Genomic DNA, 16,120 nt, shown 5'->3' with positions numbered 1-16,120 from the left:
ACTTAGCCCTGACGCGCTTTCATGCGTGGGTTTTGTTTATTGATAACATAAACACGTCCACGACGACGTACAACGCGACAGTTCTTGTCACGAATTTTAGCAGACTTCAGGCTGTTACGGATCTTCATGACTCTTCGGGCTCCCGACAAAAACGGTGGGCCCGACGCTTTAAACACCGGACCCAGAACTGGTTGCTGGGCTGGTACGCCCGCTAAATTGGTGCCCGGATAACGTGTTTTCTTCCTATGAGTCAAGAAAACAACGTCAACTACCTCTTTTCTCTGATGTATTTCTCAGCGTATTCTGCCGTTCATGATGCGTTTTAAGCTTATTCTTCTTCGTTCTTGGGGCATATCACTGCTGGCTGTGGCTTTTTTTGTGGGTCATGCTTCGGCCGAAGAGGCAAGGACAGATGATGACGATCCGATGGTCAATGTCCAGGGAGTCGGTGTGAATCGAGTCTTAGCTGTGTTGCGCCACGTTCCAGATGCTGCGAGTGATTCTTGCTTGAACGCGGTGGGGGCTATGCATAAAGCTCAAAAACAGCTTGAAGGCATCGAAAATAATGAGGACGATCCTGATATCGCCCTCGTGCGCGACGTACTATCCTCCGATATGGAGGATGTCGTTACGATGTGCGGCGCTGATGCTCAAACCCTTTGCAGGGAGAAGGCCGGACAAGATGCCGGGTTGGCAAAACTATGTGCGGCTCTTCCCCATGATTCGTCAGATGACGCTCAGTGAGCAGATGTACTGAGATTTTCAACCCGCTCTATGCACCAAAGTGCAAAGGCTTGTACGAGAGCGACTTCCTTTAAACGTGCAAAGCGCCCAGAAGACCCACCATGGCCCGCTTCCATGTTAATACGGCATAGGAAAGGGCCACCCTTTGCTTCTTCGCGCAAACGGGCGATCCATTTGGCAGGCTCCCAGTATGTGACGCGTGGGTCTGAGAGGCCCCCCATGGCGAGAATTGGGGGGTATGTTACGGCGCGAATATTGTCATAGGGTGAGTAGCTTGCAATGAGGTCATAGGCCTCTGGGTCTGTGAGGGGATTACCCCATTCTGGCCATTCAGGTGGTGTGAGGGGGAGTGTTGTGTCCGACATCGTGTTGAGCATATCAACGAAAGGCACTTGCGCTGCGATCCCTGCAAAAAGCTCAGGTGCCATATTGGCAACAGCGCCCATCAGCAAGCCACCGGCAGAGCCGCCATGGGCCACGATGCGCCGTGGTGCGCTATATCCCTCTGCAATAAGGTGACGTGCTGAGGCAATATAGTCGGTAAAACTGTTGGTTTTGTTTTTACCACGTCCATCAAGGAACCAACTCCAGCCTTTTTCAGAGCCGCCTCGGATATGGGCGATGGCGTAGATCCAGCCGCGATCGACTAAGCTTAGCGCTGTTGTGGAAAAACTTGCTTCCATTGAAATCCCGTAAGACCCATAGCCATACAGAAGCATAGGGTTTGATCCATTAAGGGATGTTCCTTTACGCATGAGCACAGTAATGGGAATTTCCTGTCCATCAGGTGCTGTTGCAAAGAGGCGGCGTGTTTCATAGGCGCTGGGATTATGCCCAGAAGGGACGTCACGTACCTTGCGGAGTTTTTTCTCTCCCGTCTCCATATTGTAGTCATACCAGTGGGCTGGCGTCGTGGGGGATTGATAGACATAGCGCAGCACGGGGCGATCATATTCCAAAATGCCGAGCAGGCTTAGGTCATACGCGTCTTCATCCATGCTGATATGGTGTGCTTCTGCTCGGATGGAGGCTGCAGAGGCGGCGTGGCGTGGCAGAACGTAGAGATGCTCATTTCCGTTCTGGCGTTCACTCCATACAAGATAATCACGCCCAGCGCTGATATTAAGGATAAAATGGCCTTCTTGGTGGGGGAGGAAGCTACGCCAATGGTCACGTCCTGTTGCGGTATCGGGCGTTATCATGAGTTTGAAATCTGTAGCGCCATCGTGATTGGTGAGGATGATGAAGTGATCATTCCAGTGCGTCAGGCTGTAGCGTTCTCCGCGAACGAGAGGAGCGGCCACGACGGGCTGTGTTGTGGGTGCATGGGCTGGAATGAGAAGAGTCTCATTCGTATCATGGTCTCCGCGCTCAATGATAATCCACTGACGTGAGGCACTGACGCCGATGCTGATAAAGAAGCCGGGGTCGGTTTCATCAAAGACGAGCGTATCTTCTCCCCCGCGTAAAGGACGGCGGTAAATACGTGATGGACGCCCAAATTCATCGCGATAAACCCAGAAAAGCCATTGGCTATCCGGTGATAGGGTAAAGCTTCCTGTTGTGCTTTCTACGGGGGGAGCACAAAGCTTGCCTGTCTCAAGGTCTTTGACCTGAATGCGGTAGACCTCTGATCCTTGTACGTCTTCAGCATAGACATAAAATTTATGGTCATCGCTGTGAGCTGCTTGGGCTAGGCTGAAGTAGCTATGTTGTTTGGCAAGTTCGTTGACGTCTAAAATGATTTCTTCATCGCCACCGTCGCGTGGGCGACGCGTGTGTAGGGGATATTGCGCGTCTTTCTCGAATCGGAGGGCGTAAAGCCACGGCCCATCAGGAAGCGGAACGGATTCTTCAGCGGGGGGAATACGCCCAACCATCTCATCGAATAATGTTTTTTGTAGGGTTTCTGTATTTTTTAAGATGGCCTCAGCGTAGTGATTCTCGGCCTCTAAGTGGGTGCGGATATCCCCACGCAGCACAGAAGGGTCACGTAGAACACTCTGCCAATTATCGTCTTTCATCCAAGCATAATTATCTTGGCGAACACGACCAAGCTGCTCAAGAACGATAGGGTTACGGCGAGCCACGGGGGCTTTAGGGCGAGGGGAAATATGTTTTGTTGTCATTCCACCAATGTGGGGGTTTGTGGCTGGGCGTCAATGGAGAAGAGAAATGAGAGTAACGTGGTTTCTTCTCAGGGTGCCCCATAGAGAATGTCGCGTAATGTTTCCGTCATATCGGTCCTAAGGGGGATGGGGTACGTATCGATGGAAGCTATTGGAGTAACGCTTAAGGCTGTGATGAGCCATGCTCCTTCGACATTTTGTATCATGTCTGGCGCAAGCGTGTGTTCATAGCATAGGCCTTTCTCAAGGAGGCGAGCGCGTGAAACACCGGGCAAGGCGCCATCTTCAAGAGGGGGGGTAAGATAGGAACCTTTCCAATATGTGAGGAAAGTAGCCGAACTTGCTTCAGCAATTGTTCCTTTGTAGTTCAGCATGAGCGCATCGTCTGCCCCGCGTTCTTGCGCGTCCATGCGTGCGAGAATAGCCGGAAGAGCGTTGAGGGATTTAACGCGGCATAAAATGGAGCGTTCATCACGGCGATGCTGATGGCTCAGCGCAAGACGGATCGGTGTGGGATGAGATTGTGGGATAGGTGCGGTCGTGAGGAGTAAAGAGGGAGAGGGATGCGGCGGTAAGGAGAGCCCACGTGGGCCAGGGCCTCGGCTGAAACTCAGCCTCAGAGAGCCCTCTTGTAAATGGTTGGCTTCTAGAATGGCCTTAATGGCATCGTGCAATATATCAAAATCAGGAAGAGGCGACCGCAGAACCTGGCATCCGTGAGTGAAACGTTGATAATGACGCTCAAGGAGTGGGACGGTTCCTTGAGACACACGCATGGTTTCAAAAAGGCCATCGCCAAATAGAAAGCCGCGGTCTGTTGTGGGAAGACAGGGTTGGTTTTCCGGGTAAAGTGTTCCGTTAAACGAAATGAAGGCCGCTTGGTTCATGAAGGATTCAGCACTTCCAAGAGAGGAGCGGCCTTGAGGCACATTTCTTGATATTCACGTGCAGCGTCTGAAGGCCATGTGATGCCGCCTCCTGCACCAATGGAAAGAGTTGATGAGGTCGCACTGATACTGCGAATAATGACGGAACTATCAAGGCTTCCATCCCACCCTAATCGGAACAGCGTACCACAATAGGCACCACGGGCAGATATTTCGATTTCATCAATGATCTCTAAAGCGCGATGCTTTGGCGCTCCCGTTACTGAGCCTGGGGGAAGGGTCGCAGCTAAAAGGTCCAATGCGTCAAGGCCTGGCTTTAGTTGGCCTTGCACGCTTGAGACGAGATGATGAACATGTGCAAAGCGTTCCACGGTGCAAAGTTGAGGAACATGAACGGAGCCGAGTTGAGAGACACGCCCAATGTCATGACGCATTAAATCTGTGATCATGATGTTTTCGGCACGCTCTTTTTCATCGTGTGCAAGAGTTTTTTGTAAGGCGATATTGCGTTCTGCGTCCGTGGATACGCCGATCGTGCCTTTGATAGGGCGTGTTTCAATAAGGCCTTGTGATGAAAGGCTGAGAAAACGCTCAACGGAGGCACTGAGAAGACTAAAAGACGGTGTGTGAAACCATGCCCCAAAGGGCGCAGGGCATTGATGTCGGAGGCGTGTGTAGAGGGCATGCACATCAAGGTTTTCGGAGCGAGGTGCGTGCCAACGCATGGTTAAATTAGCCTGAAAAATATCGCCTTGCTGGATGTAATGTCGCACATCGCGAATAGCGGTATTCCATGCATGTTCATCAAAGTCTGGATGGCATGAGAGGGATGGAATGTTTGTTGATTGGGCTGCGCTGTCCGGAAGTTTGGGGGGTGGAGTGCCATCAGGGCTGATCCACCATAGGCGTTTGTCACGCCGGTCTATCATAAAAAAATTACGACATGCCAAAGCCGTGATGGGGGAAATTGGTGGGATATGACGGGAGCGGATGCCCTCGCAAGCAAGTCCGGCTTCATAACTTGCGACAGCGATGATTCCCCCCATAAAGGGGAGCTTTGCGTGTGAGGGAAGTGCAGGGGCGTTTTTTTGCCAGAAGTGACGGAGTTGAGACCAGTAAAGGGAGGGGTTATCCCCTCGGATGGTAAGTGCGTCCGTCGGGTGTGGGCAGAGCATGCTCCAGCGGTGACGATCCTGTTGAGGGTCCCCGCCGCTATCGAGGAACACACTATGGGGCTGTCCATGACACAGGGTGAATAAATATTCTGGTGGATGCCAGGAAAGTTCTACGCAGAAGGAATCAGAAGAAGCGTGCATGGGCGATGAATGAGAACGATCTTAATAATGACAGTATGGCACAGGATACTGCACTATCTGGCAGTCCCTGGAGTAAGATTAGCAGGTTTAGAGAAGGGAGGTAACGCTGTATTTTGGCAGGAAGCCTTCACTGGCACTTAAGAGTGGAATGAGCTACACTCATCTCTCTTTGTGACCCTTTAAGAAACTGGTGGACCTATTTTGAGCGAGCCGCACGACCTTCTGCCTTCTGACCGCCTTCCAGTGACGATTGAGGAGGAGATGCGCTCCTCCTATCTGGCTTATGCCATGTCCGTAATTGTGGCGCGTGCGCTGCCGGACGTACGTGATGGGCTAAAGCCAGTGCATCGGCGCATTCTTTACGCGATGCGTGAGAGCGGATTTACTGCTGATAAGCCGTATCGTAAGTCAGCCCGCGCGGTGGGTGACGTGATGGGTAAATATCACCCTCACGGTGACAGTTCGATTTATGATGCCATGGTGCGTATGGCGCAGCATTGGTCGATGCGTGTTAAGTTGATCGACGGCCAGGGGAACTTTGGGTCAGTTGACGGTGATAGCCCTGCAGCTATGCGTTATACTGAGGCGCGCTTAGCAAAATCGGCTTCTTTTCTTCTGGATGATATTGAGCGCGATACGGTCAATTTTCAGCCGAATTACGATGAAAGCGAGAGTGAGCCACAGGTTCTCCCAGCGGCGTTCCCGAATTTGCTGGTGAATGGAGCTTCGGGGATTGCGGTAGGGATGGCCACAAACATCCCGCCCCATAATCCTACCGAGATTATCGATGCTGTTTTGGCATTGATCGCTAATCCTACCATGACGTTGGAAGAGCTCATGGTTTGGGTGCCTGGGCCTGATTTCCCAACAGGCGGGATCATTATGGGCCGTAAGGGTATTCGCCAGGCTTATGAGACGGGGCGTGGGTCTATCCCTGTGAGGGCACGGGCGGAAATTGAAGAGGTCCGTAAAGATCGCTTTGCGATTGTGGTGACGGAAATTCCGTATCAGGTTAACAAAGCGACCTTACAAGAGAAGATTGCTGACCTCGTTCGGAATAAGGAGGTTGAAGGAATCTCTGATATCCGCGATGAGAGTGACCGCTCCGGCATGCGTGTGGTGATTGAGTTGAAACGCGATGCCACACCAGAAGTGGTGCTCAATCAGCTTTATCGTTTCACCCAGCTCCAGACGAGTTTTAGCGTCAACATGCTAGCATTGGATGAGGGGCGCCCTCGTACAATGGGACTGCGGGACGTTTTGGATGCGTTTATCCGCTTCCGTGAAGACGTTATCCTGCGTCGTGCACGTTTTGACCTCAACAAAGCGCGTGACCGTGGGCATCTTCTGGTTGGGCTTGTTTTGGCTGTTGCCAATATTGATGAGGTCATCGCGCTTATTCGCTCGGCACCTGATGCGGCGACGGCTCGAGAAGGGCTGATGGCGCGTGATTGGCCTGCAGCGGATGTCGAACCGCTTCTAGAGCTTATCCATGATGATGGAAATGAGATTGTTGATGGGCGCGTGCATCTTACAGAAGCCCAGGCACGTGGTATTTTGGAGCTACGTTTGCAGCGTTTGACAGGGTTGGAACGTGGCAAAATCCAGGCTGAACTGAATGATGTGAGCGTAAAAATTGCCGAACTGCTCGAAATCGTCGGGAGTCACGTTCGTCGCATGGAAGTGATGCGTGATGAATTGCAGGCAGCACGTGCTGTCATGCAAGATCCACGTGCAACCGAAATTTCTAATGCGCTGGGCGATCAGTCAGATGAAAGTTTGGTCGAGCCCGGGCAGATGGTGGTGACGATTACGCGCGATGGTTTCATTAAGCGTACATCATTAGAGCTGTTTCGGTCACAAAATCGTGGCGGACGTGGCCGTAAGGCCGCTGGGCGACGTGGTGATGACATCGTAATACGTAGCTTTAATGCGCATACCCATCAATGGGTATTGTTCTTCTCGTCAGGTGGCAAAGCGTACCGAATGAAGGTCTGGCATCTGCCAGAAGCGGCACCAACGGCTAAAGGGCGTGCATTGGTTAATCTTCTGCCAGAGTTGGGCGAAGATACCATTACGGCGGTGCTTCCATTACCGCAGGATGAGACGCTGTGGGAAGATCTTCACCTTGTTTTTGCGACAGCATCGGGGAATGTGCGGCGTAATCGTTTAAGTGATTTTCGCAATATTCGTTCTTCTGGGCTTATTGCAATGAAGCTGGATGATGGCGATTCACTGATAGGTGTTGCCACATGTCGTGAAGGACAAGATGTCTTCCTCGCTACACGACAGGCACGTGCTATTCGTTTCCAAATCACAGATGAGACGCTGCGTGTGTTTGCGGGACGGGGAAGCACGGGTGTGCGTGGTATTAAGCTGGCGACGGGCGATAAGGTGGTTTCGTTGAGCGTGCTGAACCACGTTGAAGCAAGTGTTGAAGAGCGTGCCTCTTATCTTAAAATGGCGAATGCGCGTCGTCGTGCTGCTGCGGCTCAAGATCAAGGTGATGAGCTTCAGGAAGAGAGTGCCGATATCGACGTCGATGATGAAGATGTTTCAGTCTATGATACGGCTTTGACAGAAGAGCGTTTTGTTGAACTGTCTGAGCAAGAAGAGATTCTCCTGACTGTAACGGATACAGGGTTCGGACGTCGTTCTTCAGCCTATGATTATCGTGTTTCCGGTCGTGGCGGGCAGGGGCTGAATAATATGACCTTCTCGAATGCACGGCGTGGACGCGAGGTCGTTGGTAGCATGGTCACATTGGAAGGAACTGATGTGATGATGGTGACGGATACTGGGCGTTTAATTCGTTTACCCGTTGAGCAAGTAAGGGTTATGTCCCGTCAAGCCGGGGGTGTTACACTTTTCCGCATGGAAGGTGATGAGCGTGTGATTAGTGTCTTTCCTGTGATGGAGGATGACAGTTCTGAGGAAGACGAAGGTACTGTCGATGATTTGGAAGGCGGTGAGGATGTCCAGCCAGCTGCCGATGAGTAAGTCGCGGATTGGGTTTTATCCTGGGACGTTTGATCCGATCACCTTCGGGCACCTTGATGTTATTGAGCGAGCCGCTGCGTTGTTTGATCATGTTATCATCGGGGTGGCTGTTAATGATGGCAAGCATCCTCTCCTTTCATTAGAGGAGAGGTTGGACAGTGTGCAGCATGAAGTGACGCGACTGCCACATAGGGGCCGTATCTCAGTGCGAGGTTTTGATAATCTTCTTGTGGATGCGGTTCATGCGGCTGGCGCTGGGACGGTTATTCGCGGTTTACGCTCTGCTGGTGATTTTGATTTTGAAACACAGTTGGCGGGTGCACTAAGGCGATTAGCCCCAGAGATAGAAACGGTTTTTTTATTGTCGTCTGAGGAGCATCGCACGACAGCAAGCCGGATTGTTAAAGAGATTGCCCGACTTGGTGGGGATATTTCTCCATTTGTTAGCCTAGATGTGGCTGCTCGTGTCCGGGCGAAATTGGCTCATCCATGATTGTGTGATGATGCCTTCAAATTTAAGGAAAGATAACATCATGGTAGAAAAAACAGGCCCAAAACTCGTTTTAGAACTGACGCACGGGAAGGTGGTTATTGCCCTTCGTCCCGATTTGGCCCCTAAGGCTGTGGAGCGTTTGAAGACGCTGGCAAAAGAAGGGTTTTACGATGGTGTGAAGTTCCACCGTGTGATTGAGGGCTTTATGGCCCAGGGTGGGGACCCAACCGGAACGGGAACGGGTGGAAGCAGCTATCCTGATTTGCCTGCAGAATTTACGCGTGAAGCTTCTTTTGAGCGTGGCACGCTTGGTATGGCTCGTACAATGCAGCCCCACACGGCGAACAGCCAGTTTTTCATTATGTTTGAAAAAGTTCCATCCTTGGATGGGCAATATACGATTGCCGGGCAAGTCATTGAAGGCATGGAGTATGTTGATAAGATCAAACGCGGTTCCGGTGCTTCAGGAATGGTGAAAGAGCCTGACCATATCGTAAAAGCCTATATTGAAGAATAATAGAGTAAATTTTCTGCCCTTTCTTTCGTAAGGAGGGCAGAAAATGGATGAAAGAGGAGTTTTTTCTGAGCGTTGGGTTGACGCCTCTTTATAGCTTATGTATCAACACTCCCGAAGTGAACCGGTAGCTCAGTTGGTAGAGCATTCGACTTTTAATCGAATGGTCCTGGGTTCGAGTCCCAGCCGGTTCACCACCATCCAGATACAAGAAAATATGTTCCCTTTATGTGCTGGCGTTCCAGTGTATTTTGGGGACGTTTCGGTCATGTAATAGTCTGGGAAGACTATTATTTTTTCATGTGACGTATAACCAGCCCCATAAATGAAAGCATGACTTTCCAGTCAAGTTTACTGCTGCCGTGGAGGCGAGGTCGAAAGACCATGGGTACTTCTGTAATCTTCAATGCGGCGCGATCGGAAAGAATAAGATCAAGTAAGATTTTGAACCCTTTGCGGGACAGTTTTTCTGCACGGTTATCAAAGTGTTGGCGTTGAATAACAAAGAAGCCACTCATAGGGTCGCTTAATGATATTCGTAGAATAATGCGAGCGAGCCATCGCCCTGCATTGGAGAGGAAACGCCGCCAGCTATTGGTGAGGCCCCCATTGCTGCCACCTTCAAGGTAGCGACTGGCTACAACAAGGTCATATCCATCTTGTGTGATGCTGGATATCATAGGGACAAGACAATGCTCATCATGCTGCAGATCCCCGTCCATGACAGCAATGAGCGGCGCAGAGGAACTCATAGCGCCTTCTATCACAGCACTAGAGAGGCCACGCCGTCCTATGCGTCTGATTCCACGGACACGAGGGTCAAAACGGGAAAGCTCTCTGACGGCCTCAATGGTGCCATCAGGAGAATTATCATCGACAAAAATAATTTCCCAATTTGAGAAGGACAAAGCCTTCTCTATTTTATAGAAAAAGAGAGGTACATTCTCTCTCTCATTATAGCATGGCACGACGATGCTGATGTCGGTCGTCATATGTTAAGAACACTTTTTCGCATAATCTGATATTATGTAATTCCCGATTTTATAAGTGTTAAACAGGGGGTGGTGTATGATCCTCTCTACGTGGCATGACGTTACCTTTTCATTAATCATTTTCCAAGTGGGAGAATCCCTGTAATTTTCTTTAAAGGAAGATAGGGTATCAGATAGAAAAAGAGAACTATCAGGAAAGCCACGTATCAGCATGATGCAGGGCAAGAAGAAAGGAGATTGAGTATAGTATGAAAAGAATGACAGTAGCTTTATGTTGTCTTCCAATATGTGATACTTACGAAATATCTTTTCACTAACAGTAGATATTTTTTCGTCGCCTAATGTGCCGAATAATGTGTTATCATTTCTTCCATTACTTAGTACAGAGTAGTCATTATTCATCTGATCGGCTATCATAATTCTGTAATCATTTTGAGCTTTTAAGCCATTACCATTGATGAAAGAAAGAGCGATTTGAGAAAATAATATATAAGCCGCAAAATAGGATAGGGAGGCATTGATCACAGGTTTTTTTAAGTTTTCGTTTACAAAGAAGCTAACACACATAGAGAGAATAGCGCCGAAGCTGATGAAAGTTCTTGAATTTAGAACAGGATGTAAAAGAATTATCTGAAGGCTTGGAATGGTTGCAATATTAAGAACGAAGATTAATAATCCAAAAAATAGGAATATAAATTTATTTTTTACATCACTATTTAAAGATAATTTTACGAATAGAATTATGCTAGTTAATATGACAAAAACCATGAAATAACCGAATATATCTTTCAAGAAATATGTATGAAAGATAGTTAGATATGAATGAAAATTGTTTTCTATGTTTTTTATAGAATGAATGATTTCGGAATGTTGAGATACATAAGCTGATTTTTTAACAAACAAAAGTGATTCTACTTGAAACAATAAAAGAGAAAATCCTAAAGAAGAAAGACGAAAAATAAAATTCTTGGATGAAGTTGTAACTTTTTTAGTCTTAAGAAGATTTCTCATAGATTCAAAAAGAGATATTGATAAATAAACACTTATCGTTGGTTGATACATATTAAGAACAAGAAAAATTATTATGGTAGAGTAAGTAAATAATTTTCTTTTATTTTCTTTTGATGGATCGCTGTAAAATGGAATGAGTGAGCTAGCTAATGCAAAACACATAAACATGCTATCAAAGTGGTATGATAAATTTTGTAGAAAAAAGGGCTGACAAAAAATAAACGAAAAGCAGATTACTGCGGGGAAGGTTTTATAATTCCATTGTAAGCTTAGAATGCTGACAGAAAGGGCAACAGATATTGCGCCTATAATTTGAGAAAGTGGGGCTATATCCCTCATGCCGAATGCGCTAGTGATAAAGACTGTCAAATATCCTAGAGGACGATGATCAGTCAGCCATGCATTACTTGTGCTAATCCATAGTGCGCGATACCAATCGTCGCCATAATATGTGTTTGCATGAATGATGGGAAAGACAAATATAAGAAAAATGGGTAGGAAAATAAGGAATCTGCTTAAAATATCTTTTTGATAATCGGATAAATTTTCTATAAATTTAGTATAGATCATTATGGTATCCTACCATTGGATTAGAAAGAAAATGGTGCGGTGCAGAGCAATTCAACTGTTAGGCCTAGAACCATATTGTGTAAAAAATTACTTTAGGAATGGAAAGGTGGTTTTTACTGGGAATGAAAAGAGCTTGGTTTTTAAGGGGGATTTTTATAGAATTTGATGTGTTTCTATCCTGTATATTGCCGATATCGCAGCGTCGTGGATATATGATTATATGGTGAAGTCTTATTGTAATGAAGCTTAATAAAGAGAAATGTGGTGATTTTTTAAGTTTGATCGTTCCTTTTTATAATGAAGGGGAAGGTGTTGATTATTTTTATGAGGTCATTGTTCCGATTATTGAGTCAATTCAGGCATCTCAATGGGAAATTATATGCGTCGATGATGGGAGTATCGACGATACGCTGTCACGGTTGGTGAAACTTTCGAAACAAGATCATCGTTTTAGAATATTAGAGTTTTCAAGAAATTTTGGGAAAGAAGCGGCTATAACAGCAGGATTAGACCATGCCCGAGGGGATGCTGTTGTCATTACAGATGCTGATTTCCAAGACCCTCCTGAAGTTATTATACAAATGGTAAAAAAATGGCGGTTGGGCACAGAGGTTGTTTTGGGTAGACGAGTTAATCGTTCGACAGATGCGGTGTTGAAACGGTTAACGGCGAATTTATTTTACAAGTTTTTTAATCGGATATCAGAGATTTCCTTGCCAGAAGGCGTGGGTGATTTTCGATTGATGGACCGGCGTGTTGTCGCCGCTATAAAAAAGCTTCCGGAAAAGCAGAGATTCATGAAAGGAATTTTTGCTTGGGTTGGTTTTCGAACAGAAACAATTGATTACTCGCGTGCCTCTCGTCTCAATGGAGCAAGTAAATTTTCGTTCTTCTCTTTATGGGATTTGGCCCTGGAAGGAATTACGAGCTTTTCTTTATTACCATTGCGATTATGGATCTATGTTGGAGGTATGGGTATTCTATTATCCTTACTGTTTATGATCTTTTTTACGGGATTGTACTTTTTGGATATTATAAAATATTATTCGAATTGTATATTAATAATATCAATATTCTTTGTAGGCAGTGTTCAGCTAGTAGGTATTGGAATTGTCGGTGAGTATGTGGGGAAAATTTATATGGAATCCAAAAGAAGACCTATCTATCTCATAAAAAATGAATATGAAGGCTAATAACGTGAGTGATATAACAGTAAAAAAATCATATTGGATAAGTTTTTTAAAATTCAGTGCTATTTTTCTTGTCTTCGCCTTTCCTATAATTTGGGGTCATGCCTTTTACGCAGACGATTTTGCGCACACGCTGCATGAGCCGAAAAGTTGGCTGCACGATCATAGACCATTTGCCTACTTGCTGGAGCTTGTGCTCGGCCCGTTGTCGGTTATTGATATCTCGCCTCTATTCCAAGTGTTGGGAATATTTGTTTTATGTGGATCTATTACATTTTTATATGAGACATGGAAAAATCAGATACATATCCCGCTGATTTCCCTATCATTTATAGTATGCCAGCCGTTTTTTATAGAAAATTTGTCCTATAGATATGACAGTTTTTTTATGTGCGTATCTATGTCTTTGGCATTGTGCCCATTTTTTATGGAGAGGATATATGGAAGAGGATCATTAAAGCTCTATCTAGCAGAGTATTTCTTTGTTTTCCTTTTTTTAAATACGTATCAACCAGCGATAAATTTCTATTTTTCAATATGTCTTTTTGAAGCGATTATTTTGTTGGTTAAGGGGACATATTTACGTTCAATTGCCATGCAATTGGGGAAAAGAGTTTTTATAGCGATATTATCCGTCGCGACATTTGTATGTGAAACACATCTGTTTTTTAAAAAAAGCCATGAATATGTAGCGGAGCACTCTGAGTTGATAAGGAATATATCCAAAATTCTGGAAAATATTCGTACAGTATTCCATTTGATAAGAGAATATTTTTCAAATTTTTATGGGGTTCTGACGTTATTAATTATATTGCTTGGTGTTGTCTCATGCTCTCTCATTTTCTCTAGAGAGAAAAAAGCATTTTTTAAAAAAACAATTGTATTACTTGGGTTATGTGCCGGTTTGTTGCTGACTTTCCCTGGGGTTCAGCTTCTATTAAATTTTCCAACATTCAATCCAAGAACATTTTTAAGTTTTGGTACCATACTGGCAGTAGGCTCTTTTCTTTCTATGGAGCGAGGGCTGCCCAAGGTATTTAGGTGTGTGAACATGGCTCTGGTGGGCTATGTCTTGATACAAAATATCTCTTTGTCGGCGTCATACGAGAATGCTTTGGCCGCACAAAATCATTATCGAGAATATATGGCCTCCCAAATGGTGGAAGATATTTCTCATTTAAGGTCTCAGTATAATGACAGTGTTGTCGGTCATGGGGGACAACAGCAATGGTTTTGGGGAACACTGGGAAGAGAGCCTGAAGCCCCGCTTTCTCATCGTATTTTAGTGGCAGAGCCCATCTTACGAGATATTGTCAATGAGACGCTTCAGTTTTCGTTATATGTCCCATCTCCATGGATAATGCATGATATACTTCTGGCGCAGGGGCTTCCGGAGGATGTCAATACATTTGTTGATCTCTTTGGAGATGAGGGGAAGAATTATCAGGGAACACCTCTCTGGAAAGGGATTATCCATGATGTGGATACCTGTCATGTAGATGAGGTGATCACGCATAATTTGTATAATACTTACAAAGTAGGTCATTACATTATTTCAGATTATCAAAAGCATTGTACAACTAGAAATATGTGATGAATCTTTTGAGGTTGGAGAAGGGGTGTCCGTTCAAACATTGGGAGGGCCAAGAAGGTTAGTTCTTTCTCTACGGTGATGAATTATAGGTATGGTGCGGCTTGTCAGGGTCAGAGAATGCGTCACTTTATAAAATAGTTTCCCGTAGAATCATTTGGGAAACATGGTGTCAGAATAGTTCATGCCTGACATTGTGGGTAATGTAACTGTCTTGGCCGTTAGGAAACAATTTCTTTGCATGACGAGAGTGCCTCCAGAGCATGTTTCCGTGCCGTGGGCAGGTCGATAATGGGATAAGGGTAGTGATCTCCGAGTGTGATTCCTGCTTCTTGTAGGTGAGATAGGGGAGCGGTCCAGGGTTCGAAAAGATATCGGTTAGATAAGTGGCGTAATTCTGGAATCCAATGGCGGATATAATCACCATGTGGGTCGAATTTTTTCGCTTGTGTTGTCGGATTAAAAATACGGAAAAAAGGCATTGTATCAATGCCTGTGCCGGCAACCCATTGCCAATTCATGGCATTGTTGGCGTTGTTCGCGTCTACTAAGGTGTCCCAAAACCAGGCTTCCCCCGCGCGCCAATGTGTTAGGAGGTGCCGAGTTAAAAATGAACCAGTAATCATCCGGGCGCGGTTATGCATCCATCCCGTATGCCAGAGTTCACGCATGCCTGCATCGACAATAGGGATCCCAGTGCGACTGTTCTGCCAGGCGCGCAGATACTCATGATTATTTTTCCATGGTAACATATCAAGATGAGGTTTGAGATTACGAGAGAGAATATCTGGGGAGTGATAGAGTGTATAATGAGCGAATTCACGCCAAGCGATTTCTCTGAGGAAACACACCGTGCTTCCACTGTGTTTTCCATGTTGTCGCACAGCGTGCCAGATAAAACGGGGCGAGAGTTGTCCAAATGCTAGGTAGGGCGAAATACGAGATGACCCATCAATACCCATTTGATCTCGTCTTGATTCATAATGGGCTAGGTTATGATGGATGAAATCATTTAATGTCTCATGCGCAGCCTCAAGAGTAGGCTCCCACGTGTCGTGCAAGCCAGAGGCCCAATTAGGCTGAGGTAGTAGAGTGTCTAAGGTAAGGTATGCATACGATAATGGGGAAGAATCCCAGGAGAAAAACTCTAATTTTGAGGGATGTGATAGGGGTGATAAAATATTTTGTGTTTTTAATGCGTTCCAAAAAGGTGTGAAAACACGATAAATCCCGTTGGTTTTATTTTTGATAGATGTTGGCTCTAGAAGAGTATTCCCCCAATATTGATGTAAATGAACATCGGAGGGTAGTGTGCGGGTGATGGCTTCAATAGAGCTACGCTCACACGGTGTTTGGCGTGCATGCGTAAAAATGGCGGCTGCGTTACTTTCCTTGGCTAATGTGGGAATAAGAAACTCGGCATTGCCTGTAAGAATAAGTAGAGAGCCACCGAGTTGTTGGAGTTTTACACTGAGTGACGTGAGAGCTCCATGCAGCCACCATTGGGAGGCTTTACCTTGGGCTCTTTGGGTAGCCGTTGGTTCTTCAAAAATAAAGACGCACAGAAGTGGATGGCCCGTTTGAGAGGCTTGTGTAAGCGCTGGATGATCATGTAGGCGAAGATCATCGTGAAACCATACGATAACGGGGCGATGCGGCATGAGGTTGATCCTTCACAATGCC

Annotated in this window: 13 protein-coding genes and 1 tRNA gene; 7 read left to right on the top strand and 7 right to left on the bottom strand. The window is 46.3% G+C overall.

Annotation, left to right across the window (positions count from 1 at the left end; translation table 11 throughout):
- Window positions 1-2: 2 nt before the first annotated feature.
- Complete coding sequence (gene ykgO, locus GS501_RS08395) at window positions 3-128, bottom strand: type B 50S ribosomal protein L36 (protein ID WP_099026480.1); 126 nt, start codon at window positions 126-128, stop codon at window positions 3-5.
- 184 nt (window positions 129-312) lie between these two features.
- Here ykgO and GS501_RS08390 point away from each other — a divergent pair, with 184 nt between their 5' ends.
- Window positions 313-744 (top strand): hypothetical protein, encoded by a 432-nt coding sequence (locus GS501_RS08390; RefSeq protein WP_237442482.1) that lies wholly within the window; start codon window positions 313-315, stop codon window positions 742-744.
- Here the strand turns inward: GS501_RS08390 and GS501_RS08385 are convergent.
- The 3 genes from GS501_RS08385 to GS501_RS08375 form a co-directional block, all read right to left on the bottom strand.
- Window positions 738-2,873 (bottom strand): S9 family peptidase, encoded by a 2,136-nt coding sequence (locus GS501_RS08385; protein WP_160831401.1) that lies wholly within the window; start codon window positions 2,871-2,873, stop codon window positions 738-740. The two genes, GS501_RS08390 and GS501_RS08385, sit on opposite strands and share 7 nt — an antisense overlap.
- Window positions 2,874-2,941: 68 nt before the next feature.
- Window positions 2,942-3,802 (bottom strand): aminotransferase class IV, encoded by an 861-nt coding sequence (locus GS501_RS08380; RefSeq protein WP_160831400.1) that lies wholly within the window; start codon window positions 3,800-3,802, stop codon window positions 2,942-2,944.
- Window positions 3,757-5,076 (bottom strand): anthranilate synthase component I family protein, encoded by a 1,320-nt coding sequence (locus GS501_RS08375; RefSeq protein ID WP_160831399.1) that lies wholly within the window; start codon window positions 5,074-5,076, stop codon window positions 3,757-3,759. Before GS501_RS08375 ends, GS501_RS08380 begins: the two co-directional genes overlap by 46 nt.
- 261 nt (window positions 5,077-5,337) lie before the next feature.
- Here GS501_RS08375 and gyrA point away from each other — a divergent pair, with 261 nt between their 5' ends.
- From gyrA to GS501_RS08355, 4 genes are all read left to right on the top strand, one after another.
- Window positions 5,338-8,076: a DNA gyrase subunit A gene (gene gyrA, locus GS501_RS08370; RefSeq protein WP_237442496.1), complete on the top strand. Its 2,739-nt coding sequence runs from the start codon at window positions 5,338-5,340 to the stop codon at window positions 8,074-8,076.
- Window positions 8,051-8,569 carry a pantetheine-phosphate adenylyltransferase gene (coaD, locus tag GS501_RS08365; RefSeq protein WP_370517972.1) on the top strand — a complete coding sequence of 173 codons (519 nt, stop codon included), beginning with the start codon at window positions 8,051-8,053 and terminating at the stop codon, window positions 8,567-8,569. The genes gyrA and coaD overlap by 26 nt, the downstream gene beginning before the upstream one ends.
- A gap of 40 nt (window positions 8,570-8,609) precedes the next feature.
- Window positions 8,610-9,086 (top strand): peptidylprolyl isomerase, encoded by a 477-nt coding sequence (locus GS501_RS08360; protein ID WP_160831397.1) that lies wholly within the window; start codon window positions 8,610-8,612, stop codon window positions 9,084-9,086.
- A 118-nt stretch (window positions 9,087-9,204) separates the two neighbouring features.
- Window positions 9,205-9,280, top strand: a tRNA-Lys gene (locus tag GS501_RS08355).
- A gap of 93 nt (window positions 9,281-9,373) precedes the next feature.
- On the opposite strand, the gene GS501_RS08350 is transcribed toward GS501_RS08355, so the two are convergent.
- Both GS501_RS08350 and GS501_RS08345 read right to left on the bottom strand, forming a co-directional pair.
- Window positions 9,374-10,075: a polyprenol monophosphomannose synthase gene (locus GS501_RS08350; protein WP_160831396.1), complete on the bottom strand. Its 702-nt coding sequence runs from the start codon at window positions 10,073-10,075 to the stop codon at window positions 9,374-9,376.
- Between the two features lie 3 nt (window positions 10,076-10,078).
- Window positions 10,079-11,656: a glucosyltransferase domain-containing protein gene (locus GS501_RS08345; RefSeq protein ID WP_160831395.1), complete on the bottom strand. Its 1,578-nt coding sequence runs from the start codon at window positions 11,654-11,656 to the stop codon at window positions 10,079-10,081.
- A 239-nt stretch (window positions 11,657-11,895) separates the two neighbouring features.
- On the opposite strand from GS501_RS08345, the gene GS501_RS08340 reads away from it, so the two are divergent.
- Together GS501_RS08340 and GS501_RS08335 are read left to right on the top strand one after the other, a co-directional pair.
- Complete coding sequence (locus GS501_RS08340) at window positions 11,896-12,849, top strand: glycosyltransferase family 2 protein (protein WP_160831394.1); 954 nt, start codon at window positions 11,896-11,898, stop codon at window positions 12,847-12,849.
- 4 nt (window positions 12,850-12,853) lie between these two features.
- Entirely contained in the window at window positions 12,854-14,440 is a 1,587-nt protein-coding gene (locus GS501_RS08335) for a glucosyltransferase domain-containing protein (protein WP_370517971.1), read from the top strand.
- Between the two features lie 218 nt (window positions 14,441-14,658).
- Here GS501_RS08335 and GS501_RS08330 read toward each other — a convergent pair whose 3' ends face one another.
- Window positions 14,659-16,098 carry a deoxyribodipyrimidine photo-lyase gene (locus GS501_RS08330; protein ID WP_160831392.1) on the bottom strand — a complete coding sequence of 480 codons (1,440 nt, stop codon included), beginning with the start codon at window positions 16,096-16,098 and terminating at the stop codon, window positions 14,659-14,661.
- Window positions 16,099-16,120: the final 22 nt, after the last annotated feature.

Source organism: Saccharibacter sp. 17.LH.SD, assembly GCF_009834805.1.
Taxonomy (GTDB): domain Bacteria; phylum Pseudomonadota; class Alphaproteobacteria; order Acetobacterales; family Acetobacteraceae; genus Saccharibacter.
Note: the sequence above shows the minus strand (reverse complement) of the source record. Positions and strands in the feature narration are given on the sequence as shown.

Bases quoted from the DNA above. Each gene is read 5' to 3' on its own strand.
- GS501_RS08385 (WP_160831401.1), bottom strand. From the start codon at position 2,873: ATGACAACAAAACATATTTCCCCTCGCCCTAAAGCCCCCGTGGCTCGC.
- coaD (WP_370517972.1), top strand. From the start codon at position 8,051: ATGTCCAGCCAGCTGCCGATGAGTAAGTCGCGGATTGGGTTTTATCCT.
- GS501_RS08340 (WP_160831394.1), top strand. From the start codon at position 11,896: ATGAAGCTTAATAAAGAGAAATGTGGTGATTTTTTAAGTTTGATCGTT.
- GS501_RS08360 (WP_160831397.1), top strand. From the start codon at position 8,610: ATGGTAGAAAAAACAGGCCCAAAACTCGTTTTAGAACTGACGCACGGG.
- GS501_RS08375 (WP_160831399.1), bottom strand. From the start codon at position 5,076: ATGCACGCTTCTTCTGATTCCTTCTGCGTAGAACTTTCCTGGCATCCA.
- gyrA (WP_237442496.1), top strand. From the start codon at position 5,338: ATGCGCTCCTCCTATCTGGCTTATGCCATGTCCGTAATTGTGGCGCGT.
- GS501_RS08345 (WP_160831395.1), bottom strand. From the start codon at position 11,656: ATGATCTATACTAAATTTATAGAAAATTTATCCGATTATCAAAAAGAT.
- GS501_RS08330 (WP_160831392.1), bottom strand. From the start codon at position 16,098: ATGCCGCATCGCCCCGTTATCGTATGGTTTCACGATGATCTTCGCCTA.
- GS501_RS08390 (WP_237442482.1), top strand. From the start codon at position 313: ATGATGCGTTTTAAGCTTATTCTTCTTCGTTCTTGGGGCATATCACTG.
- GS501_RS08350 (WP_160831396.1), bottom strand. From the start codon at position 10,075: ATGACGACCGACATCAGCATCGTCGTGCCATGCTATAATGAGAGAGAG.
- ykgO (WP_099026480.1), bottom strand. From the start codon at position 128: ATGAAGATCCGTAACAGCCTGAAGTCTGCTAAAATTCGTGACAAGAAC.